This is a genomic window from Microbacterium sp. No. 7, assembly GCF_001314225.1.
In the GTDB taxonomy this organism is placed as follows: domain Bacteria; phylum Actinomycetota; class Actinomycetes; order Actinomycetales; family Microbacteriaceae; genus Microbacterium.
The window spans coordinates 3,267,492-3,291,031 of the sequence record NZ_CP012697.1 but is presented as its reverse complement, the minus strand read 5'-3'; the positions used below and the strand labels follow the sequence as shown (position 1 = coordinate 3,291,031).

The window sequence follows — 23,540 nt, the reverse complement described above, 5'->3', positions numbered from 1 at the left end:
TGTCCCGGTGATGGGGGAGACGGGGAAGGGAGGCGCGGGTGAGGGACGACGGACAGGGCGTCGTGCGGTGCGGCGCCGTGTGGTGCGGCGTCGTGCGGTGCGGAGCCCCCGCCCCGCCGCGGTCAGCTCTCGAGCAGTCGTTGCAGGTGGTGTCCGACGGCCGGCGTCTCGATGAGGAAGCCGTCGTGGCCGAAGTCGCTCGTGATCACGACGGTCTCGTCGTCGATCGTGGAGCGGATGCCGCGGGAGATGCGCTGCTGCCCGTCGAGCGGGAACAGCCGGTCGCTGTCGATGCCGAGCACGAGGGTGCGGGCGGTGACGCGTGCGAGGGCGGCCTCGATGCCGCCACGATCGCGGCCGATGTCGTGCGAGCTCATCGCCTCGACGAGCGTGATGTAGCTGTTGGCGTCGAACCGGCGCGTGAACTTGTTGCCGTGGAAGTCGAGGTAGCTCTCGACCGCGAAGCGGCCGCCGTGGCCGAGGGGGCTCTTGCCCGACTGCCACGACCGCCCGAACCGCTGGTTGAGCTCGGTGGCGGTGCGGTAGTTCAGCAGCGCCATGCGGCGGGCGAGCGCGAGGCCGCGGTGCGGGCCCTCGCCGTCGGGGGCGTCGTAGTACTCGCCGTGCTGGAAGCGCGGGTCGATCTGGATCGCCTCGACCTGCACGGAGTTGAGGGTCACCTGGTCGGCGGTGCTGAACGGGGGAGCCGCGAGCACCGCGAGGCGCTGCACGCGCTCGGGGTGCGTGATCGCCCACTCGAGGGCGTGCATGCCGCCCATCGAGCCGCCGACGACGGCGGCCCACGAGGGGATGCCGAGGTGGTCCGCCAGCAGGGCCTGGGCGGCGACCTGGTCGCGGATCGTGAGGTACGGGAAGCGTCCGGCCCACTCGGCGCCGTCGGGGCCGATGCTCGACGGGCCGGTCGAGCCCTGGCATCCGCCGAGGATGTTGGGGGCGACGACGAACCAGCGATCGGTGTCGATCGCGCAGCCGGGGCCGACGACGTCGCCCCACCAGCCCTCGGTCGCGTGACCGGGACCGGCCGCGCCGCGCACGTGGCTGTCGCCCGTGAGCGCGTGCGCGATGAGCACGGCGTTGTCGCGCGCGGGGCTCAGCTCGCCCCACGTCTCGTAGGCGAGGCGGATCGCGGGCAGCTCACGCCCGCCCTCGGTCGTGAAGGCGCCCAGCCACGCGAACCGGCGGTCGCCGGGCGGGTCGCCGTCGCGCCAGGCGCCGGTCGCCGGCGGCCGGGCGCGCAGGAGCCGGGCATCGGCCTCGGTGATCGGCGCGCTCGGCACCGTGTCTTCGGAGGTCTGCCAGTCCATGGCATCCATTCTCCCCCGCCCCCGCGCACCCCCCTCGCCGTATTACACGCCCCGCCGCCCAGGCGCCCCTCGCCGAGAATGCATCCGGCCGCCGAGAGTGCATCTGGCGGCCGAGGATGAGGGGCGCCGCTGCACCCTCGGCCGCCAGATGCACTCTCGCGGTGGGGAAGACTCGCGGTGAGGAAGTAAGGGGGAGGATGCGACGGTGCCCCCGCCCGGAGGGGCGGGGGCACCGTGCCCTGTGAGGAGGAGGTCAGACGCGCGCGGCCTCGGCGACCTTGCGCGCGGCGGCGAACGCCTGCTCGAGGTCGGCCTTGAGGTCGTCGATGTTCTCCAGGCCCACCGAGAGGCGCACGAGGCCCGGCGTGACGCCGGCGCTCAGCTGCTGTTCGGGGGTGAGCTGCGAGTGCGTCGTCGAGGCCGGGTGGATCACGAGCGAGCGCACGTCGCCGATGTTCGCGAGGTGGCTGAACAGCGTGAGCGAGTTCACGAACTCGCGGCCCGCCTCGACGCCGCCCTTCAGCTCGAACGACAGCACGGCGCCGACGCCGCGGGGCGCGTAGGCGTTCGCGGCGGCGTACCACGGCGACGTGGGCAGGCCCGAGTAGTTGACCGAGGCGATGTCGGCGTGGCTCTCCAGCCACTCCGCGATCTCCTGGGCGTTCTGCACGTGACGCTCGATGCGCAGCGACAGCGTCTCGATGCCCTGCAGCAGCAGCCAGGCGCTGTTGGGCGAGATCGCCGAGCCCAGGTCGCGCAGCAGCTGCACGCGCGCCTTGATGATGTAGGCGAGGCCGTCGCCGACCGCGGTCGTGTACGAGGCGCCGTGGTACGACGGGTCGGGCTCGGTGAGGCCGGGGAAGCGGTCGACGTGCTTCGACCACTCGAACCTGCCGCCGTCGACGATGACGCCGCCGATGACCGTGCCGTGGCCGCCGAGGAACTTCGTGGCGGAGTGGATGACGATGTCGGCGCCGTGCTCGAAGGGACGGATGAGGTACGGCGTGGCGATCGTGTTGTCGACGATGAGCGGCAGGCCCGCCTCGTGCGCGACGTCGGCCACCGTCTTGATGTCGAGCACGTTGATCTTCGGGTTGCCGATCGTCTCGGCGAAGAAGAGCTTCGTGTTGGGGCGCACGGCGCGGCGCCACTCCTCGGGGTCGTCCTGGTTCTCGACGAACGTGACCTCGATGCCGAGCTTCGCGAGCGTGTACTTGAACAGGTTGTACGTGCCGCCGTAGATCGAGCTCGACGACACGATGTGGTCGCCGGCCTCGGCGATGTTCAGCACGGCGAACGTCTCGGCCGCCTGGCCCGACGACACGAGCAGGGCGCCCGTGCCGCCCTCGAGCGCCGCGATGCGCTGCTCGACGACGTCCTGCGTGGGGTTCTGGATGCGGGTGTAGATGTTGCCGAACTCGGCGAGCGCGAAGAGGTTGGCCGCGTGGTCGGCGTTGTCGAAGACGTACGACGTCGTCTGATAGATCGGGGTCGCCCGCGCCTTGGTCACCGGGTCGGGCTGTGCGCCGGCGTGGATCTGCGTGGTCTCGAAACGCCAGTTCTCGGGTGCGGACATAACGGAGGACTCCATCGTTCATGCTCAAGGCCGACGGCGGATGCCGCGGCCACAGCATTGAGAGTAGGCAAGAGGCCGTTCTGTCAACAAGGCCGGGGAAATGTGACGTCATCAACCGGCCCGCGCGCCGGCGGGCGGAACGGCTCGATAGCGTGGGGTCATGACGACACGGCGTGCAGTGGTGACGGGAGCGAGCTCGGGGATCGGAGAGGCGACGGTGCGCGCGCTGCGCGCGACGGGATGGGACGTCGTGGGCGTCGCCCGCCGCGCCGACCGGCTCGACGCGCTCGACCGCGAGGCCGGGTCGGCGTCGTTCGCCGCCGACCTCACCCGCGAGGCCGACGTCGCGGCGCTCGCGGAGCACCTGGCATCCACGGGCGGGGCGCACGCGCTCGTGCACGTCGCGGGCGGCGCGCGCGGGTCGGACCGCGTCGAGGACGGGCGCGCCGACGACTGGCGATGGATGTTCGAGGCGAACGTGCTGTCGGCGCAGCTGCTCACGGCGGCGCTGCTGCCGCTGCTGCGCGCGGCCGCGGCCCGCGACGGCCATGCCGACACCCTGTACGTCACGTCGACGGCCGCGCAGACGGCGTATCCCGGCGGCGCGGGCTACAACGCGGCCAAGGCCGGCGAGGCGATGCTCGTGCACGCGCTGCGGCTGGAGCTCAACGGCGAGCCGATCCGCGTGACCGAGATCGCGCCGGGCATGGTCTACACCGAGGAGTTCACGCTCAACCGCCTGCGCGGCGACGCGGCGGGCACTGCACAGGTGTACGACGGCGTCGAGCAGCCCCTGGTGGCGGGCGACGTCGCCGACGTCATCGCCTACGCGCTGAACGCCCCGGGTCACGTCAACCTCGACCTCGTCACGATGCGCCCCGTCGCCCAGTCGGCCCAGCACCTGCTCGCCCGCGGCCCCCTTCGCCCCCGCACCCCCTGATCCCGCGGTCCCGTCCCGGCCCCGCGTCCCAGCCCGTCCCGCGCCGCTCGCCCCCCGCGCCGCCGAGATGGTGGGCTTCTCGCCGAGAAGTCCACCATCTCGGCAGCGGCTGGACACCGTCTCGGCGAGAAACCCACCGTCTCGCTGGGGCTGGGGCCGTGCTGTGGGGATGGGGCGGGCGGCAGCGCGTAGTCTGGTGCCGTGACGGACGAGCGCGAGATTCTGACCTGGGACGGCTTCGGCGAGGCGACGCGGGCGCTGTCGCGACGCATCGTCGCCGACGGCTTCCTGCCCGAGGTCGTCGTCGCGATCGCCCGCGGCGGGCTCCTGCCCGCGGGCGCCATCGCCTACGGCCTCGGCGTGAAGAACTGCGGCGCGCTCAACGTCGAGTTCTACACCGGCATCGGCACCGTGCTCGACCGTCCCGAGGTGCTGCCGCCCGAGCTCGACATGAGCTATCTCGGCGGCCGGCGCGTGCTGCTCGTCGACGACGTCGCCGACAGCGGCCGCACGCTCGCGCTCGCCGTCGAGCTGCTGCGGTCGCAGGGCGCCGACGTGCGGTCGGTCACGATCTACGGCAAGCCCGCCTCGATCGTTCGCCCCGACTACGTGTTCCTCGACACCGACCGCTGGATCGACTTCCCGTGGTCGGCGCGCGGCTCCGTGCTCGAGGAGGACGCCGGCCGCGAGGGCAGCGCCTGATGGCCATGTCGCTGCCGGAGCTCGCCGAGAACGGGCTGATCGACGCCGAGTGGGCCGAGGCGCTCGCCCCCGTCGCGGCCGACATCGCCGCGCTCGGCGACCGGCTGCGCGCCGAGAAGGCCGCCGGCCACGGCTACCTGCCCGCGGGCAACAACGTGCTGCGCGCCTTCGCGCGCCCGCTCGCCGAGGTCAAGGTGCTCATCGTCGGGCAGGACCCGTACCCGACGCCGGGGCACCCCATCGGCCTATCGTTCGCGGTCGACGCGCACGTGCGCCCCCTGCCGCGCAGCCTCGCCAACATCTACCAGGAGCTGCACGCCGATCTGGGCATCGCGCCCGCACCGCACGGCGACCTCTCCGCATGGAGCGATCAGGGCGTCATGCTGCTCAACAGGGTGCTCACCGTGCGCCCCGGCGCGCCGGCATCCCACCGCGGCTGGGGCTGGGAGAAGGTGACCGAGCACGCCATCCGCGTGCTCGTCGCGCGGCAGCGCCCGCTCGTCGCGATCCTGTGGGGGAGGGATGCCGCGAACCTCGCCCCGCTGCTCGGCGGCACCCCGCGCATCACATCGCCGCATCCGTCGCCGCTGTCGGCGAGCCGCGGCTTCTTCGGCTCGCGGCCGTTCTCGCGCGCCAACGCGATGCTCGAGCAGCAGGGCGCCGCCCCCGTCGACTGGCGCGTGGCATAGCGTCGCGCGCTCGTGCCGTAACACTTTCGTGACGCGACCGGCCTAGGCTGGCACCGTGCTCGAAGAGGAATACAACCGACGTCGGCGTCCGCCGCGTCATCTGCGCCGTCGGAGCACCCCCGAGCCGCCGTTCTCGTACGAGATCCGGCCCGCCGAGCGCACCGACATGCCCGACGTGCGCGAGATCTACAACTACTACGTCACCAACTCGGTCGTGACCTTCGACGAGAAGAAGTGGTCGCACGCGAAGTGGCTCGACAAGTTCGACTACCTGCAGAAGCTCGACCTGCCGTTCCTCGTCGCCGTCTCGCCGACGGGCCAGGTGCTCGGGTACGCGCTCGTCGCCCCGTGGTCGGGCGGCAAGTCGTCGTACCGGTACACGGTCGAGAACTCGATCTACCTCGGTCAGGCCGCCGCGGGCAAGGGCCTCGGCCGCGCGCTGCTGGAGGCGCTGATCGCGGCGTGCGAGGACAGGGGCATCCGTGAGATGGTCGCCGTGATCAGCGACAAGGGCGCCGAGGCGTCGGTCGCGCTGCACGAGAGGCTCGGCTTCGTCGAGGTGGGCCGCATGGGGCGCGTCGGCTTCAAGTTCGGGCGCTGGCTCGGCACGATCTACCTGCAGAAGCACCTGAAGCCCAAGAAGAGGCGCGGGCTGTTCTCGCGCTGACGCCGCGCGCCGCCGCCCCGCTCAGCGGTTCGGGTCGATGACGGGGATGGATGCCAGCAGCCGCCGCGTGTAGGCGACCTGCGGCGCGAGCAGCACGCCCTCGGTCGGCCCCTCCTCGACGATGCGGCCGTCCTTCATGACGATCACGTCGTCGCAGAGGTTCTGCACGACGCCGATGTCGTGCGAGACCATCACGAAGGTGAGGCGTTCGCGCGTGCGCAGCTCGCGCAGCAGCTCGAGGATCTGCGCCCGCACCGTGACGTCGAGGGCCGACAGCGGCTCGTCGCCGACGAGCAGCCGCGGCCGGTGCACGATGGCCCGCGCGAGCGCGATGCGCTGGCGCTGACCGCCCGAGAACTCGTGCGGAAAGCGGTCGGCCATGTCGGCCTCGAGCCCCACGTCGGCGAGCACCTCGCGCACGCGCGCGCGGCGGTCGCCGTCGATGCCGAGCGCCCACAGCGGCTCGCCGACGATGCGGCCGACGCTCATGCGCGGGTCGAGCGAGGCGTAGGGGTCCTGGAAGACGATGCCCGTCTGCCGGCGCAGCCAGTGCAGCGACCGGGCCCCCGCGCGCGCGTCCACGGCGCGGCCGTCGAACCGCACCTCGCCCGACGTGGGGGCGTCGAGCCCCAGCAGCAGCCGGATGAGCGTCGACTTGCCCGATCCCGACTCGCCGATGATGCCGACGGCGCGCCCCTCGTCGACCGAGACGTCGGCGTCTTCGAGCGCCGTCATCCACTTCTTGCGCTCGAACGGCGTCGTGCGCGGCAGCACGAAGCGGCGCGTGAGCGCGCGCGCCTGCAGCAGGGGATGCACCTCGGTCATCCGTCGCCCCCTCCCGGTCGCCACAGCGTGGCGGTCGCGTTGCGCAGCAGGCCCTGCGTGACGGCGGATGCCGGAGCCGTCAGCAGCGTCGACAGCGGCCCCGACTCGACGACCCGACCGCGCTCGAGCACGACGGCGTGCGTCGCGATCTGGGAGAGCACCGCGAGATCGTGCGTGATGAACACGAGCGACATGCCGTCGCGGGCGACGAGCGCCTGGAGCAGCTCGAGGATGTCGGCCTGGATCGTGACGTCGAGCGCCGTCGTGGGCTCGTCGGCGATGAGCAGACGGGGGCGGCAGGCGAGCGCCATCGCGATCGCGACGCGCTGACGCTGCCCGCCCGACAGCTGATGGGGGTAGCGGCGCACGATGCGATCGGGGTCGGGCAGGCGCACCCGCTCGGCCTCGGCGACGGCGCGCTCCAGCGCGGCCCGGCGCCCGAGCCCCTCGTGGATGCGCACCGACTCGGCGATCTGCCGGCCGACGGTGCGGATGGGGTTGAGCGCGGTCTGCGGCTCCTGGAAGACGATGCCGATCTCGTCTCCGCGCAGGGTCGCCAGCTCGCGGTCGGAGAGGCCGGCCAGCTCGCGGCCCTGCCACCGGATGCTGCCCGAGACGACGGCGCCCACGGGGAGGAGCCCCAGGATCGCGAGCGCCGTGAGCGACTTGCCCGAGCCCGACTCGCCGATCAGGCCGACGCGTGCGCCGTCGGGCACCTCGAACGAGACGCCGTCGACGACGCGGCGGCCGCCGAGCTCGACGACGAGGTCCTGCACCACGAGGCTCACGCGACCACCGCCGGCGGGGGGATCTTGGCCTCGGCGGTCTTGTGCGAGAGCGTGGGATCGGTCGCCTCGCGCAGGGCGTCGCCGAGCAGGTTGAGCCCGAGCACGGTGAGGCTGATCGCGAGGCCCGGCCACACGACGCTGAGCGGATGCGCCGACAGGTACGGCTGCAGCTGGTCGAGCAGCAGGCCCCACGAGGGCTGCGTCACGGGGGCGCCGAAGCCCAGGTAGCTGAGGCCGGCCTCGGCGAGCACCGCGACGGCCATGCCCCACGACAGCTGCACGATGAACACCGGCGCGACGTTGGGCAGCAGGTGGCGCACGAGGTTCTGCAACGGCGTGAGCCCTGCCGCGCGCCCCGCGAGCACGAAGTCGCTCTGCAGCACGCGCCGCAGCTCGGGGCGCGTGACGCGCGCGATGTTCACGCCGAAGCCGATGCCGACCGAGACGATCACGACCCACAGCGACCCGCCCCACACGGCCGAGATCATCATGGCGATGAGCAGCACGGGAAAGGCGATGAGCACGTCGACGAGCACGGCGACCGACTCCCGCACCCAGCGGGCCGTGAGCGCGCCGAGCGAGGCGAGCGCGAGGCCCACGACGGTCGCGACCAGCCCCGCGCCGAGGGCGACCCACACGGTCGTGCGGGCGCCCGCCATGAGCAGGCTGGCGATGTCGCGGCCGGTCTGGTCGGTGCCGAGCAGGTGCGGCCAGCCGGGCGGCGCCCACGCGCCGCGGATGTCGACGCGCTGCGGATCGAACGGCATCCACACGACCGACACGGCGGCGACGAGGCCGACGACGATCACGACGGCGACGCCGAAGCGTCCCTCCGGCAGCGCCCACAGGCGCCGCAGCCACGCGAGCCTCATGCGGCCTCCCGCTGCCGGGGGTCGATGACGCGGTGCAGCAGGTCGACGACGAACCCCACGACGAGCACGAAGCCGGTGAGCACGAGCAGCTCGCCCTGCACCTTCAGCAGCTCGCGGTTGCCGACGTCGGTGACGAGCATGCGGCCGATGCCGGGGAGGCTGAACAGCTGCTCGATCACGACGGCGCCCACCAGGATGCCGGCGACCTGCAGCCCGAGCACGGTGATGATCGACAGCCCGGCGCCGGGGAGGCCGTGGCGCAGCAGCGCCTGCGACCGCGTGAGGCCCTTGGCCGCGGCGGTGCGCACGTAGTCCTGCCCCGCGGCCTGCAGCGTGGCCGAGCGCACGAAGCGCATGAGCATGGCGCCCTCGACGACGCCGATCGTGAGCGCCGGAAGGAGCAGCGAGCGGAACGCGGCGCCGGGGTTCGACCAGCCGGCGCGCGGAAAGCCCTGCGCGGGCAGCCAGCCGAGCCACACCGCGAAGACGACGACGAGCATCATGCCCGCCCACACGACGGGCACCGCGGCGATCGCCTGGGCGCCCACGCTCAGCGCCGTGCCGTCGGCCCGGCCGCGGCGGATCGCCGAGTACACGCCGAAGGGCAGGGCGATGAGCACCGCGATGACCAGCGACATCACGCCGAGCGGCACCGTGACCTGCGCCTTCTGCATCAGCTCGGACGCCACGGGCGTGCCCGTGAGCTGCGAGGCGCCGAGATCGCCCGTGACGATCCCGCCGAGCCACGTCAGGTACTGCGTCCACACGGGCTCGTCGAGCCCGAGCCGCTCGCGGACCGCCGCGACCTGCTCGGGGGGCGCGTCGAGCCCGGCGACGAGCTGGGCGACGTCGCCGGGCAGGACACGCAGGGTGAAGAAGATCAGCGCGCTGGCCACGAGCAGCCCCAGCACGAGCAGGGCCGCCCGGGTCAGCGCGTATCTGATCACTCCGAGCTCTTGGCCAGCTCGGCGAGGTTGAGGCGCTCGTTCACGTTCACCGACGGCACGCCGCTGATGTGCGTGCCCACCGCGACGACCGACGCGCCGTTGAACAGCCAGTCGGCGGCGTGGTCCTCCGACACGATGCGCGCGGCCTGCTTCAGCAGATCGGCGGCCGCGTCGGCGTCGGTCGCGGTGAGCGACTCGGCGTAGAGGCGCTGCACCTCGGGGTTGTCGTAGTTGAAGTAGTAGTCGGGGTTGGCCCAGTTCTCGAAGTCGCGGGCCTCGGTGTGCAGCACGAAGCTCAGCTCGTAGCTCTTGTTCGTGTACACGTCCTGCAGCCACGTCGGGAACTCGACCTGGTTGACCTTGAGGGTGATGCCGACCTCGCGCAGGTTCGACACGAGGATCTGCGACACCGTCGTGGGGTAGTGCGACGGGATGGTCAGCGTGAGCGTGGCATCCTTGACGCCCGCCTCCTCGAGCAGCTTCTTGGCGGCCTCGGGGTCGAACGGCGCGACCTCGCCGAGGTCCTCGTAGCCGGGGTCGAGCTCGGGGATCGGGCCGTACATCGTCGTGCCGGCTGCGAGCGCCTCGACGATGGCCTCCTTGTCGATCGCCTGGCGCAGCGCCTGGCGCACGCGGATGTCGCTGAGCGGCGCCTTGGCGCTGTTGATCGCGAGCGTGCCCTTGTCGGTCGACGCGCCGACGACGACCTCGAAGTCGCCGTTCGCCTCGATCTCGTTCGTCAGAGTCGCGTCGAAGCCCGCGACGACGTCGAACTCGCCGGTCAGCGCGCCGTTGAGCGCCGCCTGCGTGTCGGGGACGTAGGCGAAGACGACCTCGGCCACCTGGGCCTTCTCGCCCCAGTAGTCCTCGTTGCGCACGAACGTGATCGAGTCGCCCTGCTTCCACGTGTCGAGCACGAACGGGCCCGTGCCGTTGGCCTGCGTCTTGCGGTCGATCGCGTCGTCGGTCTTGAAGATCAGGCCGGCGCGACCGGTGAGGTTCCACAGCAGCGTGGAGTCGGGCTGCGCGAGCGTCAGCACGACGTCCTGCCCGTTGGCGGCGATCGAGGTGATGCCGGCGAGGCGCTTCGAGTCGCGGTACGTGGGGGTGTCCTTCGCCGTCTGCAGCGACCACACGACGTCGGCCGGCGTGAGCTCCTGGCCGTCGTGGAAGGTGACGCCCTCGCGCACCGTGAACGTGTACGTGAGGCCGTCGGCCGAGACGTCGTACTCGCTCGCGAGCGCGGGCACGATCTGCTGGTCGGGCGTGCGCGCGACCAGGCCCTGGTAGACGTTGTCGATCAGGATCTGGTCGAGGGCCGAGCCCGCGGTCTCGCGGACGTCGAGGTTGCTCGGGCCGAGCGTCAGGCGGATCGTGACGCTCGCGTCGGTGTCGGGAGCGGCCGCCGACGCGCTGACGGAGGGGCCGGGGGTGCCGCCGCCGCTGGTGCAGGCGGACAGGGCGAGCGCGCCGGCGGTGAGCAGCGCGGCGACGGCCAGGGTCGTACGGCGGAGCATGTGAGGTCCTTTCGGGTGGGCAGCGCGCCGCAGCGGCGCGGACTGCTACTCAGGTGCGCGTACAGCCTAGGCCCATCCGCGTCAAGGGTTGCGCCGCACGCGTCACAAATGAGCCACGGTCGCGGGCGCCGGCCGGGCGTCCGCCGCGTGCCCGCCGGACGTCAGCGGGCGGCGATCCCGCGGACGAGGGCGGCGAGCTCGACGGGGATGTCCTCCTGCACGTTGTGGCCCGCGGCGACCTCGACGACGGTCGCGGCGGGGACCCGCGTGCGGAACTCCTCCAGGTCGGCCTCGGTGACGTAGCCGCGCTCGCCGCGCACGAGCGTGATCGGCGCGCGCACGCCCGCGAGGTGCTCCCAGCCGCCCGCGGTGAGCGTCTCGGTCGAGGCGGCCTGCCGGCGCGCCGCCTCGGCGGCGGCGTCCGGGTCGGCGGCGAGCCGGTTGGCGATGCGGGCGAAGTGGTGCTTCCACTCGACGCGGCCGTCGTCGCGCACGCGCGAGTTGTGGAACACGCCGCGCGCGGCGGCCTCGGGGCTGCCGCCGAACCCGAACGACAGGGCGCGCTCGACGAGCTCCTCGCGCGAGGCCCAGTCGGTCGGCCCGGAGAAGAAGTCCCGGATCTGGCGGGCGCCGCCGTCGCTGGAGATGCCGGGGGTGACGTCGATCACGACGAGCTCGCGCACGAGCTCCGGGTGCGTGTCGGCGACGGCCGCGGCGGTGAGGCCGCCGAGGGACTGGCCGACGAGCACCTGCGGCGCCGAGGTCCACGCGGCGATCGCCGGGGCGACGGATGCCGCGTTCGTCGTGCCGCTGTAGTCGGCGTCGTCGCGCCACGAGGAGTCGCCGTGACCGGGGAGGTCGACGGCGATCGCGGGCAGGCCGAGGGCGAGGATCGTCGTGTCCCAGGTGTGCGCGTTGAGGCCCGCGCCGTGCAGGAGGGTGACGACGGGCTCGGCGTCGCCGAAGCGCAGCGCGCTGACCGTGCGGCCGTCGTCGAGCGTGTGCGTGAGCCGGCGGGCCGGGGGGACCGCGACGCCGAGCGGCGCCGCCTGCGCGGGGAGGAACGAGAACTCATCCATGCCCGCCATTGTGCCCGACGGGCGGGGAGTTGCGGCCCACAGGTAAGCCTCGCCTTAACTATCCGATACAATGGACGTGACATGACGACGCGCACCGCTCCCCGCTCCGCCACCGGCACTGGCTCAGGCACCGGCACCGACACGCAGGTCAAGACACGCCGGGCGATGAAGCACGCGCGGGTGCAGCATCTCATCACCGCCGACGAGACGTCGCTCGTCGAGCTGCAGGCCCTCGTGGCGACGCTGCCGATCTGCTCGACGGGGCGCGTGTTCATCGAGGTGCCGGATGCCGGCTGGATCGGTGTGATCGACGTGCCGCCGCGCATGGTCGTCACGTGGCTCGACCGCTCGCGCCGCACGGGCGACCCCGGCACGGGCCGCGCCTGCGCCCCCGGCCAGGCGCTGGTGCGCGCCGCGACCGCGTGGGCCGGCGAGATGCTGTGCGCCGAGGGCGACCCGACGCACGTGCACCTGCTGGGCGGCTACCTCGGCACGGCCGACATCTTCGACTACCTCACGGGCACGCTGCACCTCGACGCGGGGCGCATCGAGGTGCCCGCGCGCTTCGGCCTGACGGCCTGATCGCCGGCATCCCGGTCGGTTCGGCTCTCACCCGGCGGCGCGCCGCCGCAGGTAGTTGCCGTCTTCGAGCCCGGCCTCGATCTCGAAGCGGTTGGCGAACGGGTTGCGGCCCGCGAGCAGGTAGAGCACGGGCATCAGGAACCCGTAGCGGCGCCACTGCCGCGCGTGCACGGCCTCGTGCCGCAGCACCGCGTCGGTCACGACGGCGTCGCCCGTGAGATAGCAGCCGCCGACGCACACGCCGCCGCGGCCGAAGGCCCACTCGGGGAGCCCGCGGAACACCCACAGGCCCTCGCGCCGTTCGATGCGGCCGGTCGACCAGATCAGCCCCCAGGTCCAGCCGACGGCGGTGCCCCACCAGTAGCCCAGCCTGCTCACGGGGGAGTCGAGCAGGAAGCCGGGGATCAGCCGGTCGCAGCGCCGGCCGCGCGCGAGCGCACGCGCCGCGCGCTGCTCCCAGTCGGGCGGCGGTCGCCTCATGCGAGCGCTCCGACGATGCGCAGGATCGCGCCGAGGTCGTCGACCGCCGCGTCGGGCGTGGCGGGCGCGAAGCCGGCGATCGAGGCGCCGGCCAGCGGCATCCGCCCGCGGACCGCGGCGATCGCGGCGGTGAGGGCCGGCACGTCGAGCCCGAACGGCACGGTGTCGGCGACGCCCGAGATGGCCGCGGGATCGAGCACGTCGAGGTCGACGTGCACGTAGACGGCAGTGGCATCCGTCTCGTCGAGCGCCGCCACGAGCGCGGCGGGGTCGGCGAGGGCGCCGGGCGACAGCGAGCGGATGCCGAGGGCGCGCGCCGTCTGCAGCTCGCCGTCCCCGTCGTCGCCGTCGAAGCTCCGCGCGCCGGCGAGCACGACGCGCTGCGGCGGCACGGCCGCGGCCGCGGCGAGGGGGGTCGCGCCGGTCGCGGCGCGCAGCGCCATGCCCGCGAACGCGCCCGAGGGCGACGACTCCTCGTCGTGCAGGTCGCCGTGCGCGTCGAACCACACGACGGCGAGGCGCGGATGCCGGGCGGCGGCGTGCGCGATCGCCGGCACCGCGACGCCGCAGTCGCCGCCCACGACGACCGCGTGGTCGCCGGCGCCGTCCAGCGCCCGGTCGAGTGCCTCGTCGACGAGCGTGCGGATGCGGGCGAGCGAGCTGTAGCGGCGGATGCCGGTGCCCAGCGTCTCGCCGGCCTCGGCCGGCACGTCGACGCGCACGCACGCCGCGCGCGGCAGGTCGCCCGCGATCGCTTCGGCGCCGTCGGCGAGCAGCATCGCGCGCGCGGCGGGCGAGCCCTGCCACTGCGGGACGACGACGAACCGGGTCACCTGCCCACCGTCTCTCTCGTGATCGCCGGGCCCGCCCCGGCGCGCGACCCCGCCCCGGGGGACCAGGGCGGGGTCGACGCAGAGGGGCGGCTCGGCGGGACGGACCTACTGCTCGATCGCGGGCGTGGGGGCGCCGGACTTCAGCGCGGCCAGGCGCGCCTCCACCTCGGTGAGCTCGCCCATGTCCTCGAGCTGGTTGAACTGCGCGTCGAGGCTCGACGCCGCGATCTCGGCCTTGCCCGTGGCGAGGGCCTCCTGACGGCGCACCTTGTCCTCGAAGCGGCCCAGCTCGCTCGTCGGGTCGAGCACGTCGATCGACTTGACGGCGTCGTGCACCTTGTTCTGCGCCTCGGCGACCTTCGCGCGGGCGAGCAGCTCGGAGCGCTTCGACTTGAGCTGCTCGAGCTTCTGCTTCATGCCGTTGAGGCCGTCCTTGAGCTTGTCGACGACCTCGGTCTGCGCGGCGATGCTCGGCGCGATCGCGGCGGCCTCGTTCTCCTCGGTGATCTGGCGCTGCAGCGCGATCTTGGCGAGGTTGTCGAACTTGTCGGCATCCACCGCGTTGCCCGCGGTGCGCAGCTGGTCGGCCTTGCGGCTCGCGGCGAGCGCCTTGTTGCCCCACTCGGCGGCGGCCTTGACGTCCTCCTGGTGGTCGCGCTCGAGCAGGCGCAGGTTGCCGATCGTCTCGGCGATGGCTGCCTCGGCGTCGGCGATGTTGTTCGTGTAGTCCCGCACGAGCTGGTCGAGCATCTTCTGCGGGTCTTCGGCGGAGTCGAGGAGTGCGTTGATGTTGGCACGCACCAGGGTCGAGATGCGGCCGAAGATGGACTGCTTTGCCATCGGTTTTCCTTTCCTAGCGGGAAGTGTGTGAGAGGTCTGTGGGAACGGTCGGTCGTGAATGTGCCCCGGGAGGACGAACGCCGGGTGAACGGACAGCAGTCAGAAGCGGCCTCCTCCGCGTCGGCTGCGGGTGCCGGAGCCGCCGAAGCTGCCCGCCGAGAAGCTTCCGCCGCGGGAGCCGCCGCTGGAGCGGGAGCCGCCGGAGCGCGAGCCGCCGAAGCCGCCGCTCGAACGGGAGCCGCCGCCGAAGCCGCCGCTGCGGGGAACGCTGGAGCCGCGGGAGCCGCCGCCCAGCAGGGAGTTGACGAGGATGCCGCCGAGGATCGCGCCGCCCAGGTCGCTGCCTCCGCCTCCCGACGAGAACGTGCTCACGTCGCGCTGCGCGTGCTGCATGGCCTGGCGGGCCAGCTCGTTGGCGCGCTGCGCGAGCTGCACGGCCTGCTGCGGGTCGGAGGCGGCGAGCTGACGGGCGTGCACGAGCGTGGAGCCCGCCTCGGCGAGGCGCGTGCGCGCCGTCGCGCCGACCGCGCCGCGGCGCGCGGCGACGAAGTCCTCGGCGGCGGTGACCTGGCCCTGGGCCTGCATGATCACCTGCTCCAGCTGCTGCGCGGCGCGGCGCCGCTGCTCCTCGACGCCCCGCACGTGCGCGATGCGCGCGTCGACGTCGGCGTTCGCCCGTTCGAGCTGCTCCAGCGTCGCGAGCGGGCGCCGCTGGCCGCCGCCGAGGTGCGCCTTCGCCGCGTCAACGGTCTGCCGCGCGGCGGCGATGATCGCCGCGAGGCCGCCGTCGGCGTCGGGAAGGCCCGCGGCGGCGACGAAGTCGCCCTCGAGGTCGGCGATGAGCGCCCGGGCGCCCGACTCCGCCCGCGCGAGCTCGTCGGCGCGGCTGGCGACGGCGTCCTTCAGCGCGCGCACCTGCGCGACGGCCACCTCGGCGGCCCGGATGCTCACCGCGGCCGCGGCGCCGTCGCCCGCGCCGATGGCGTGCTCGGCGGTCGCGAGGCTCTCGTCGGCGAAGGCGAGGCGCTGTGCGGCCTGCTCGGGGTTGTCGGCGATCGAGGCGAGCTCGTCGGGGGCGTACGTCGCGCGCAGCCCGGCCAGCCGCTGGGCGACGTCGGCCGGATCGCCCGCGACGGCGATGCGGCGCTCCTGCACGCGCGCGAGGGCCTCGGGGGCGTTCTGCTCGAGCTTGCGCAGCTCGTCGAACTCGGCCGCCTTGGCGTCGAGGGCGGCGTTGGCCGCGGTGCACAGCTCGAGGATGCGCGTGTTCCAGGCCCGGGTCTGCTCGGGGGTGTCGGGCTCGTCGTCGTCGAGCTGCTGCTTGAGGTGGAAGGCCTCGTCGAGGCCGGTCTTCGCCTCGCCGAGCACGCGCGTGAACTCCGCGGTCGCCGCGTCGCCGAACTGCGCGGTCGCGAAGCCGAGCTCCTGCTCGCTCGTCTTGACGGCGTCGTCGGTCTGCACGAGGGCCGACGCGGCCTGCTTCGCGAGCTCCTCGAGCGGGACCTCGCCGGCCGGGGCGGGGGCGGCCTTGCGCCGGGAGCGCACGACGAGCCAGACGATCACGCCGACGACGGCGATCGCGAGGACGATCAGGAGGATGCCGCCGATGCCCGGCGCACCGCTGCCCCCGTCCGACGATCCGCCCATCGACACGCCGACCGCGGCGGCGAGGCCGTCGGCGGCCGCGGTCGCGGCGCCCGCCCAGTCGCCGGCGGAGAGCCGCGGGCCGATGCGCGTGTCCTCGATGTCGCCGAGCTTCGCGTCGCTCACGGGCCCGTACTGCGGGTCGCCGGAGAGATAGAACGCGCCGCCCTCGGTCGCGACCGCGAGCACGTACTGATCGGGGCCGAGGCTGTTGTCGTAGGCGACCTGGTTCGCCCAGTCCTCGGCGTTCGAGGGGTTCGTGAAGTGGTCGACGTAGACGACCCACAGGTCGAGGTCCGCCGCATCCGACACGGCGACGAGGTGATCGTTCACGGCCGACTCCTGCGTCGGGGTGAGCACGTCGGCGCCGTCGACCACGCGCGAGTCGCCGAGGGGGACGGGCGGCGTGGCCGACGCGATGGCGGTGCCGCCGAGCGCGGCGCCGCCGAACGCGAGGGCGGCCACCACGGCAAGAGCGAATCCCCAACGCGATCGCGTCACAGTGTCTCCTCGAGGCCTCGATGCATGCATCTGCCACTCTATGCCCGCCTGAGCATGCACGGTAGCGTCCGCGGGTCGCTGCAGCGGTCGGGCGCCGGGGCGGGCTAGGCTCGCCCGCGTTATGGACGACAGGTACGGCGGCGATGTGCTCGCGCCCGGGTGGCGCGAGGCGGGCAGGCGGCGGATCCCCGAGATCGCGGCGGAGCGCGACCTCGTGGTGGAGGTCGCGGCCGACGGGTTCTGCGGCGCCGTCGTGGGCGTCGCGGGCGGCAACGTCGAGCTCGAGGACCGGCGCGGGCGACGCCGGCTGTTCCCTCTCGGCGGCGGGTTCCTCATCGACGGCGAGGCCGTGCAGCTCGTGCGCCCGGCGGCCGCGGCGCCCGCCGGGCGGGCCCGCACGGCATCCGGCTCGTTCGCCGCGCCGGAGGCGCGGGCGCGCGTCGCGCGGGCCTCGCGCATCCTCGTCGAGGGCCGGCACGACGCCGAGCTCGTGGAGAAGGTGTGGGGCGACGATCTGCGCATCGAGGGCGTCGTCGTCGAGTACCTGCAGGGCGTCGACCTGCTCGAGCAGGTGCTGCGCGACGAGCCGCCCGGGCCGGGCCGGCGCTACGGCGTGCTCGTCGACCACCTCGTGCCCGGATCGAAGGAGTCGCGCATCGCGGATGCCGTGGCGCGCGGCCCGCACGGCGCGCACCTGCGGATCGTGGGCCATCCGCACATCGACGTGTGGCAGTGCGTGCGGGCCGAGACGCTCGGCATCCGCGCCTGGCCCGACGTGCCGCGCGGCATCGAGTGGAAGGTCGGCGTCAGCCGCGCGCTCGGCTGGCCCGCGCGCGACCAGGCCGACATCGCGCGCACGTGGCAGCGCATCCTCGGCGCCGTGCGCAGCTACCGCGACCTCGACCCCGCCCTGCTCGGCCGCGTCGAAGAGCTCATCGACTTCGTCACCGCCCCGTGACCCCGCCCGCCGCCCCCGCTGGCGGCGTATCGAAACCCGTGTAACGGTCCGTGGGATGGGTTTCGATACGCCCGCTGCGCGGGCTACTCAACCAGCGGGGTGGGGTGTGGGTGCGGTGGGCGGGGGTTCGGTGGCGTGTGGCTTGTGGTCTGGCTCCCGCTGATCGAGTGCCCGCGGCCTGTGCTCTCGCTCCTGCTGATCGAGTGCCCGCGGCGGAGCCGCGGGTGTATCGAGATCCGTGTAGTGGACCGTTACATGGGTTTCGATACGCCCGCTGCGCGGGCTACTCAACCAGCGGGGGCGGGGGCAGCGGGGGTGGGGTGCGGGTGCGGCGGGTAGCCTGGGGGGATGCCGGAGAGCTCTGCCGTCGGTCCTGAGAAGCGGTTCCGGGATCGGCCCGTGTCGTTCGTGCGTCGCAGCGGGCGGATGTCGGAGGGGCAGGAGCGCGCCTGGGACGAGCTGTCGCCCCGGTACCTGCTGACGGTCGAGCGCGACGCCGCGGCGACGAGCATCCGTCCCGGCTCCCCGGTCGACCCGGCCGCCGTCTACGGACGCACCGCCCCGCTCGTCGTGGAGATCGGCTCGGGACAGGGCCACGCGATCGTGCACGCCTCGTCGACGACGCCCGGCACCGACTTCCTCGCCGTCGAGGTGTTCCGCGCGGGGCTCGCCCGCACGATGCTCGACGCCGACCGCGCCGGCGCGCGCAACCTGCGCCTCGTCGAGGCGAACGCGCCCGAGGTGCTGGAGCACCTGCTGCCCGAGGGCTCCGTCGACGAGCTGTGGGTGTTCTTCCCCGACCCGTGGCACAAGAAGAAGCACACCAAGCGGCGGCTCGTCGCCCCGCCGTTCCCCGCCGTCGCGGCCCGCGCGCTGCGGGACGGCGGCGTGCTGCGGCTCGCGACCGACTGGGAGGACTACGCGCTGCAGATGCGCGACGTGCTCGACGAGGCCCCGCTGTTCTCGCGGGACTTCGAGGGGGAGTGGGCGCCGCGCTTCGAGGGGCGCGTCATGACCGCGTTCGAGCGCAAGGGGATCGCGAAGGGACGCGAGATCCGCGACCTCGCCTACCGCCGCGCAGAGCCGACGAGCGGCGCAGGCCGGACGTGAGCGCGCCGACGCACGCCGCGCTCGCCGGCAGGCCCCTGGTCTCGTCCGGCACGGTGCCCGCGCTGCTCGTGTGCCTCGCGGCGCCCGCGTTCTTCGTGCTGCTGCTGCCCTGGCTCGGCTGGACGCTGCTCGTCGCGGGCCTCGTCTCCGCCGCGGTCGTCGAACGGCGACGCCCCGCCGAGGGCGCGACCGCGGGCACCGCGGCATCCGTCCCCTCGTTGACGCGCGACCTGTCGCTCATCGCGATGGGCCTCGTGATCGTGAGCCTCATCGATCTGCGGGCGCAGCTCGACGACCTCGCGATGCTGCGGTTCACGCTCGCGCTCGGCGGCGCCGTGGTCGTGCCCTACCTCGTGTCGCGCTACGTCTACCGCGACCGGGCCATCGGCTTTCCGTGGCGCGGCGGCGGGCGCTGGAAGCCGTGGCAGTGGGCGTGGCTCGTCGGCGTGCTGCTGCTCGGCTGGCTGATCCTGCCGTTCTACTTCATCTCCTCGGGCGTGTACCGCAACTGGCCCGTCGTCGACACCCCCGAGCTCATCGCCCGCCTGTTCGTCGGCGTCGGCGCCGTCGGCATCTGGGACGAGCTGTTCTTCATCTGCACGTGCTTCGTGCTGCTGCGCCGCCACTTCGCCGACGCGTCGGCGAACGTGCTGCAGGCGATCGTGTTCGTGTCGTTCCTCTGGGAGCTCGGCTACCGGGCGTGGGGGCCGGTGCTGACGATCCCGTTCGCCCTGCTGCAGGCCGTCATCTTCCTGAAGACGCGCTCGCTGGGATATGTCGTGACCGTGCACCTGCTCTTCGACGCCGTCGTCTTCGCGGTGCTCGTGCACGCGCACAATCCCGGGCTGCTGGACGCGCTGTTCTTCGTGTGACCCCTCTTCCCCCGCGATACTCAGCGATATATCGTTGAGTATCGTTCACGCGTCGTACCGAGGAGGTCATCATGAACGGTTCCTTTCCCCCGGGTGGTTTCGGCGGCGGCGGTTTCGGTGGCGGCGGCTTCGGCCGCGGCGGCTTCGGGCCGGGCGCGAACCCGGCCGCGATGATCTGGGATGCCGTGGAGCAGCTGCGCGGCTCGTTCGAGCAGCGCACGGGCTCCACGCGCATGGCGCGCGGCGACGTGCGCGCGGCCGTCATCGCCCTGCTCGCCGAGCAGCCGATGCACGGCTACCAGATCATCAACGAGATCGCCGAGCGCAGCGGCGGCACCTGGAAGCCCAGCGCCGGATCGGTGTACCCGACCCTGCAGCTGCTCGCCGACGAGGGCCTGATCGCGGCCGAGGAGCAGGGCGGACGCAAGACGTACGCGCTCACCGACGCGGGCCGGGCGTTCGCCGAGGAGTCCGCCGAGCGGCCGGCGCCGTGGGAGGGCCCGGGCGGCAGGGCCGGCGGAGTGCCCTTCGGCGCGCTGCCGAAGGCGGGCGTCGACCTCGCCGGGGCCGCGGCGCAGGTCGCCCGCACCGGCACGCCCGAGCAGGTCGAGCAGGCCGTCGCGGTGCTCGACGACGCGCGGCGCAAGCTCTACGCCATCCTCGCCGAGGCGTGACCGTCCCGCCGGCGCCGCGTTCCGAGACGGCCGCGGCGGTCACGGGGCGCGCCCGCTACCGGCGCATCCTGGCCTTCGCCGCGCGCGTCTTCGTGCAGACGTGGTGGTTCGAGCTGCTGCTGCCGCGCCTCGGCCTGCGCGGTGTCGCCGACCGCACGCGCGAGCGCCGGATGCGTCGCGTCGCGCAGCGCTTCCGCGTGCTCGCGATCGGCCTGGGCGGCCTGATGATCAAGGTCGGGCAGTTCCTCTCGTCGCGGCTCGACGTGCTGCCTCCCGAGGTCACCTCGGAGCTCGAGGGCCTGCAGGACGAGGTGCCGGCCGTGCCGTTCGCCGCGATCGCCCGGCACGCCGAGGCGGAGCTGGGCGTGCCGCTGGACCGCGCCTTCGCGTTCTTCGACGCGACGCCCGTGGCCGCGGCATCCCTCGGTCAGGCGCACCGCGCCCGGCTGTCGCCGCAGGACGCCGCCGACGCCGGGTTCGCCGAGGTCGTCGTCAAGGTGCAGCGCCCGGGCATCGACGAGGTCATCGCCGTCGACCTGGCCGCGCTGCGGCGCGTGGGCGGCTGGCTGCGCCGCGTGCGCATCGTCGCCGACCGGGTCGACGCGCCGGCGCTCGTCGAGGAGTTCGCGCAGGTGTGCCACGAGGAGATCGACTACCTGCACGAGGCCGCGAGCGCGGAGCGCTTCGCCGACGCGTTCGCGGGCGACGACCGCGTGGCCGTCCCCGCCGTCGCGTGGGAGCGCAGCACCCGCCGCGTGCTCACCCTGGCCGACGTGACCGCGATCAAGATCAGCGACACCGACGCCCTGCGCGCCGCCGGCATCGATCCCGCCGAGGTCGCCCCCGTGTTCGCCGAGGTCATGCTCGACCAGATCTTCACGCACGGCTTCTTCCACGCCGACCCGCACCCCGGCAACGTCTTCGTGACCCCCGTCGAGGATGCCGGCGGCGTCGCCTGGCGCCTCACCTTCATCGACTTCGGGATGATGGGCGAGATCCCCGCGGCGATGCGCGACGGCCTGCGCGCACTCGTCATCGCGGTCGCCGCCCGCGACAGCGAGGGTCTCGTCGACGCCGCGCGACGGATCGGGGTGCTGCTGCCCTCGGCCGACACCTCGGAGCTCGAGCGCGCGCTGGCGGCGCTGTTCGCCCGGTTCGGCGGCATGGGCTTCGCCGAGCTGCGCGACGTCGACCCGCGCGAGCTGCAGGACTTCGCGAGCGAGTTCGGCGACACCGTGCGGTCGCTGCCGCTGCAGCTGCCCGAGAAGCTGCTGCTGCTCGTGCGCGCCGTCTCGCTCACCTCGGGCGTGTGCAGCACGCTCGATCCGGCGTTCAACATCTGGGATGCCGTCGAACCCTACGCCGCGCGCCTGCTCCGCGACGAGAGCGCCGGGCTCGCGCAGGACCTCGCCGGGCGGGCGGTGCAGGGCGCGGGCATGCTGTGGCGGATGCCGCAACGCGTCGACGCGCTCATCACGCGCCTCGATCGCGGCGAGGTCAGCTTCGACACGGCGCGGCTGGAACGACGTCTCGACGATGCGCTGCTGATCGGGCGGCGCGTGATCTCGGCGGTGCTGTTCCTGGCGCTGCTCGTCGGCGGCGCGGTGCTGCTCACCCCCGCGCCCGCGTGGGGCGTCGCGCTCATGGTCGCCTCGGCGGTCCCGCTGGCGCACGCCCTGCTCGCGGGCGTCGGCCGAGGCCGGGGGCCGCGCCCGCGGCCGTGAGGACGACCGGGCGGTGGCTGCTGACGGCGACTGCGAGCGTTGATATCCTGGGGGCGGATGCCGGCAGCATCCCCGGACGACGGTTCAGTACCCGGCACGCGACAAGACTGGCCAGGAGGTCACGTCGTGTCGTGGATCGTTCTCATCCTCTCCGGGGTGCTCGAAGCCGTCTGGGCCACCGCGCTGGGCAAGTCGGAGGGCCTGACCAGGCTCTGGCCCTCGGTCGTCTTCCTCGCCGCGCTCGCCGTCAGCATGGGCGGCCTCGCGTGGGCCATGCGCGAGATCCCCACCGGCACCGCCTACGCGGTGTGGGTGGGCGTCGGCGCGTCGCTCACCGTCGGCTACGCGATGATCACGGGCGACGAGCGGTTCTCGCTCGTGCGCATGCTGCTGATCCTCGGCCTGGTCGGCTGCATCGTGGGGCTCAAGCTCGTCGGCGACGAGTGAGCCCCACGACGCCGGCCGGCCGGCTCAGTTGAGCGCGGGCGTGTCGGCGGGGATGACGCCGTCGGCGTAGAGATCGGCCGCGAGGTCGCGCAGCGCGCGCAGGGCGACGCGCTGCGTCGTGGGGCCGTACGAGATGCGGGCGACGCCGAGCGCCTCGTACTCCGCGGCGGACAGGGCGCCGGGCAGCCCGATCACGCTGAGGCGTCCCGCGCCGAGCCCGGCGACGAGGCGTTCGGTGACCTCGCGGTCGAGCACGCCCGGCACGAAGACCAGCGCCGCGCCGGCCTCGAGGAACGCCCGGCCGCGGGCGATCGCGTCGTCGATCTTCTCGTCGAGCGGGCGGTCGCCGCCGCGCACGAACGCGTCGGTGCGGGCGTTGAGCTGGAACGCGACGCCCTCGGCCTCGGCGGCCGCCACGATCGCGGCGACGTTCGCCGCGGCCTCGGCCAGCGGCACGAGCCGGTCCTCGACGTTCGCGCCGACCGCGCCGACGCCGATCGCGCGCCGCACGGTCTCGGCGGGGTCGCCGTAGCCGGCGTCGAGGTCGGCGGTGACCGGCAGCGGGGTCGCCTGCACGATGCGCTCGATCGCGGCGAGCGACAGGTCGAGCGGGATCTCGCCGTCGGCGAAGCCGTGGCTCGCGGCGATCGAGTGCCCTGCGGTCGCGATCGCGCGCGTGCCGGGCGTCTCGGTCACGACCTTCGCGGTGATCGCGTCCCACACGTTGACGACGCGGAGGATCTCCGGCGCCTCGTGCAGCCGCTTCAGCGTCTGTGCCTTGTCAGCGGTGTCGGCCTTGTCTGCGGTGTCGATGTCGGGGGTGCTCATGGTCCCGACGCTACCCGCGGCACCGTGCGAGGTAAACGGCCCCGCCCGCGTGTGACGGCGTGTGGCGCCGGGCCCCGGCATCCGCCCTTTGGCATCCGCGCTTTGGCATCCGCGCCCGCC

24 protein-coding genes and 1 riboswitch are annotated in these 23,540 nt (G+C 73.5%); of the genes, 11 read left to right on the top strand and 13 right to left on the bottom strand.

The annotated features are described in order from the left end of the window. Window positions 1-122: 122 nt before the first annotated feature. Window positions 123-1,325, bottom strand: coding sequence for a homoserine O-acetyltransferase MetX (metX, locus tag AOA12_RS15340; RefSeq protein ID WP_054684667.1), 1,203 nt, complete (start codon window positions 1,323-1,325; stop codon window positions 123-125). 253 nt (window positions 1,326-1,578) lie between these two features. After that, window positions 1,579-2,901 (bottom strand): bifunctional o-acetylhomoserine/o-acetylserine sulfhydrylase, encoded by a 1,323-nt coding sequence (locus AOA12_RS15335; protein ID WP_054684664.1) that lies wholly within the window; start codon window positions 2,899-2,901, stop codon window positions 1,579-1,581. A 160-nt stretch (window positions 2,902-3,061) separates the two neighbouring features. On the opposite strand from AOA12_RS15335, the gene AOA12_RS15330 reads away from it, so the two are divergent. From AOA12_RS15330 to AOA12_RS15315, 4 genes are all read left to right on the top strand, one after another. Continuing rightward, the gene (locus AOA12_RS15330) at window positions 3,062-3,841 is read left to right on the top strand and encodes an SDR family oxidoreductase (RefSeq protein WP_054684661.1); all 780 of its coding nucleotides are present in this window, start codon (window positions 3,062-3,064) and stop codon (window positions 3,839-3,841) included. A gap of 201 nt (window positions 3,842-4,042) precedes the next feature. Beyond that, entirely contained in the window at window positions 4,043-4,543 is a 501-nt protein-coding gene (locus AOA12_RS15325) for a phosphoribosyltransferase (protein ID WP_054684657.1), read from the top strand. Beyond that, window positions 4,543-5,232 carry a uracil-DNA glycosylase gene (locus AOA12_RS15320; RefSeq protein WP_054684655.1) on the top strand — a complete coding sequence of 230 codons (690 nt, stop codon included), beginning with the start codon at window positions 4,543-4,545 and terminating at the stop codon, window positions 5,230-5,232. The genes AOA12_RS15325 and AOA12_RS15320 overlap by 1 nt, the downstream gene beginning before the upstream one ends. Window positions 5,233-5,287: 55 nt before the next feature. After that, window positions 5,288-5,899, top strand: a complete 612-nt coding sequence (locus AOA12_RS15315) for a GNAT family N-acetyltransferase (RefSeq protein WP_054684652.1) — start codon at window positions 5,288-5,290, stop codon at window positions 5,897-5,899. 21 nt (window positions 5,900-5,920) lie between these two features. Here the strand turns inward: AOA12_RS15315 and AOA12_RS15310 are convergent, their stop codons facing one another. From AOA12_RS15310 to AOA12_RS15285, 6 genes are all read right to left on the bottom strand, one after another. Then, a complete protein-coding gene (locus tag AOA12_RS15310; RefSeq protein ID WP_082406298.1) occupies window positions 5,921-6,724 on the bottom strand; it encodes an ABC transporter ATP-binding protein in 804 nt (267 codons plus the stop codon). After that, on the bottom strand, window positions 6,721-7,512 hold the full coding sequence (locus tag AOA12_RS15305; RefSeq protein WP_054684650.1) for an ABC transporter ATP-binding protein: 792 nt from the start codon (window positions 7,510-7,512) through the stop codon (window positions 6,721-6,723). The genes AOA12_RS15310 and AOA12_RS15305 overlap by 4 nt, the downstream gene beginning before the upstream one ends. After that, on the bottom strand, window positions 7,509-8,384 hold the full coding sequence (locus AOA12_RS15300; RefSeq protein ID WP_054684647.1) for an ABC transporter permease: 876 nt from the start codon (window positions 8,382-8,384) through the stop codon (window positions 7,509-7,511). Before AOA12_RS15300 ends, AOA12_RS15305 begins: the two co-directional genes overlap by 4 nt. Continuing rightward, on the bottom strand, window positions 8,381-9,331 hold the full coding sequence (locus AOA12_RS15295) for an ABC transporter permease (protein WP_054684644.1): 951 nt from the start codon (window positions 9,329-9,331) through the stop codon (window positions 8,381-8,383). The genes AOA12_RS15300 and AOA12_RS15295 overlap by 4 nt, the downstream gene beginning before the upstream one ends. Further along, window positions 9,328-10,848: an ABC transporter substrate-binding protein gene (locus tag AOA12_RS15290; protein WP_054684642.1), complete on the bottom strand. Its 1,521-nt coding sequence runs from the start codon at window positions 10,846-10,848 to the stop codon at window positions 9,328-9,330. Before AOA12_RS15290 ends, AOA12_RS15295 begins: the two co-directional genes overlap by 4 nt. Window positions 10,849-11,009: 161 nt before the next feature. Next, window positions 11,010-11,927 (bottom strand): alpha/beta fold hydrolase, encoded by a 918-nt coding sequence (locus AOA12_RS15285; protein WP_054684635.1) that lies wholly within the window; start codon window positions 11,925-11,927, stop codon window positions 11,010-11,012. Window positions 11,928-12,008: 81 nt separating this feature from the next. Between AOA12_RS15285 and AOA12_RS15280 the strand changes: the two genes are divergently transcribed. Beyond that, window positions 12,009-12,509, top strand: coding sequence for an SIP domain-containing protein (locus AOA12_RS15280; RefSeq protein ID WP_082406297.1), 501 nt, complete (start codon window positions 12,009-12,011; stop codon window positions 12,507-12,509). Between the two features lie 27 nt (window positions 12,510-12,536). Here AOA12_RS15280 and AOA12_RS15275 read toward each other — a convergent pair whose 3' ends face one another. The 4 genes from AOA12_RS15275 to AOA12_RS15260 form a co-directional block, all read right to left on the bottom strand. Beyond that, on the bottom strand, window positions 12,537-12,989 hold the full coding sequence (locus tag AOA12_RS15275) for a hypothetical protein (RefSeq protein WP_054684632.1): 453 nt from the start codon (window positions 12,987-12,989) through the stop codon (window positions 12,537-12,539). After that, window positions 12,986-13,822: an arginase family protein gene (locus tag AOA12_RS15270; RefSeq protein WP_054684629.1), complete on the bottom strand. Its 837-nt coding sequence runs from the start codon at window positions 13,820-13,822 to the stop codon at window positions 12,986-12,988. The genes AOA12_RS15275 and AOA12_RS15270 overlap by 4 nt, the downstream gene beginning before the upstream one ends. A gap of 105 nt (window positions 13,823-13,927) precedes the next feature. Further along, a complete protein-coding gene (locus tag AOA12_RS15265; RefSeq protein WP_054684625.1) occupies window positions 13,928-14,662 on the bottom strand; it encodes a PspA/IM30 family protein in 735 nt (244 codons plus the stop codon). Between the two features lie 99 nt (window positions 14,663-14,761). After that, on the bottom strand, window positions 14,762-16,807 hold the full coding sequence (locus AOA12_RS15260) for a TPM domain-containing protein (RefSeq protein ID WP_231637101.1): 2,046 nt from the start codon (window positions 16,805-16,807) through the stop codon (window positions 14,762-14,764). 121 nt (window positions 16,808-16,928) lie between these two features. Between AOA12_RS15260 and AOA12_RS15255 the strand changes: the two genes are divergently transcribed. The 6 genes from AOA12_RS15255 (at window position 16,929) to AOA12_RS15230 (ending at window position 22,592) form a co-directional block, all read left to right on the top strand. Beyond that, window positions 16,929-17,765: a DUF3097 family protein gene (locus AOA12_RS15255; protein ID WP_054684618.1), complete on the top strand. Its 837-nt coding sequence runs from the start codon at window positions 16,929-16,931 to the stop codon at window positions 17,763-17,765. Window positions 17,766-18,113: 348 nt separating this feature from the next. Then, complete coding sequence (gene trmB / locus AOA12_RS15250; RefSeq protein ID WP_054684617.1) at window positions 18,114-18,875, top strand: tRNA (guanosine(46)-N7)-methyltransferase TrmB; 762 nt, start codon at window positions 18,114-18,116, stop codon at window positions 18,873-18,875. After that, window positions 18,872-19,747, top strand: coding sequence for a CPBP family intramembrane glutamic endopeptidase (locus tag AOA12_RS15245; protein ID WP_054684615.1), 876 nt, complete (start codon window positions 18,872-18,874; stop codon window positions 19,745-19,747). Before trmB ends, AOA12_RS15245 begins: the two co-directional genes overlap by 4 nt. A gap of 71 nt (window positions 19,748-19,818) precedes the next feature. Beyond that, window positions 19,819-20,421, top strand: coding sequence for a PadR family transcriptional regulator (locus tag AOA12_RS15240; RefSeq protein ID WP_054684613.1), 603 nt, complete (start codon window positions 19,819-19,821; stop codon window positions 20,419-20,421). Continuing rightward, complete coding sequence (locus AOA12_RS15235) at window positions 20,418-22,145, top strand: ABC1 kinase family protein (RefSeq protein WP_054684609.1); 1,728 nt, start codon at window positions 20,418-20,420, stop codon at window positions 22,143-22,145. The genes AOA12_RS15240 and AOA12_RS15235 overlap by 4 nt, the downstream gene beginning before the upstream one ends. A 51-nt stretch (window positions 22,146-22,196) precedes the next feature. Then, a riboswitch (guanidine-III (ykkC-III) riboswitch) is annotated at window positions 22,197-22,261 on the top strand. A gap of 10 nt (window positions 22,262-22,271) precedes the next feature. After that, window positions 22,272-22,592, top strand: a complete 321-nt coding sequence (locus AOA12_RS15230; protein WP_054684607.1) for a DMT family transporter — start codon at window positions 22,272-22,274, stop codon at window positions 22,590-22,592. 24 nt (window positions 22,593-22,616) lie between these two features. Here AOA12_RS15230 and AOA12_RS15225 read toward each other — a convergent pair whose 3' ends face one another. Continuing rightward, complete coding sequence (locus AOA12_RS15225; RefSeq protein WP_054684604.1) at window positions 22,617-23,420, bottom strand: isocitrate lyase/PEP mutase family protein; 804 nt, start codon at window positions 23,418-23,420, stop codon at window positions 22,617-22,619. Window positions 23,421-23,540: the final 120 nt, after the last annotated feature.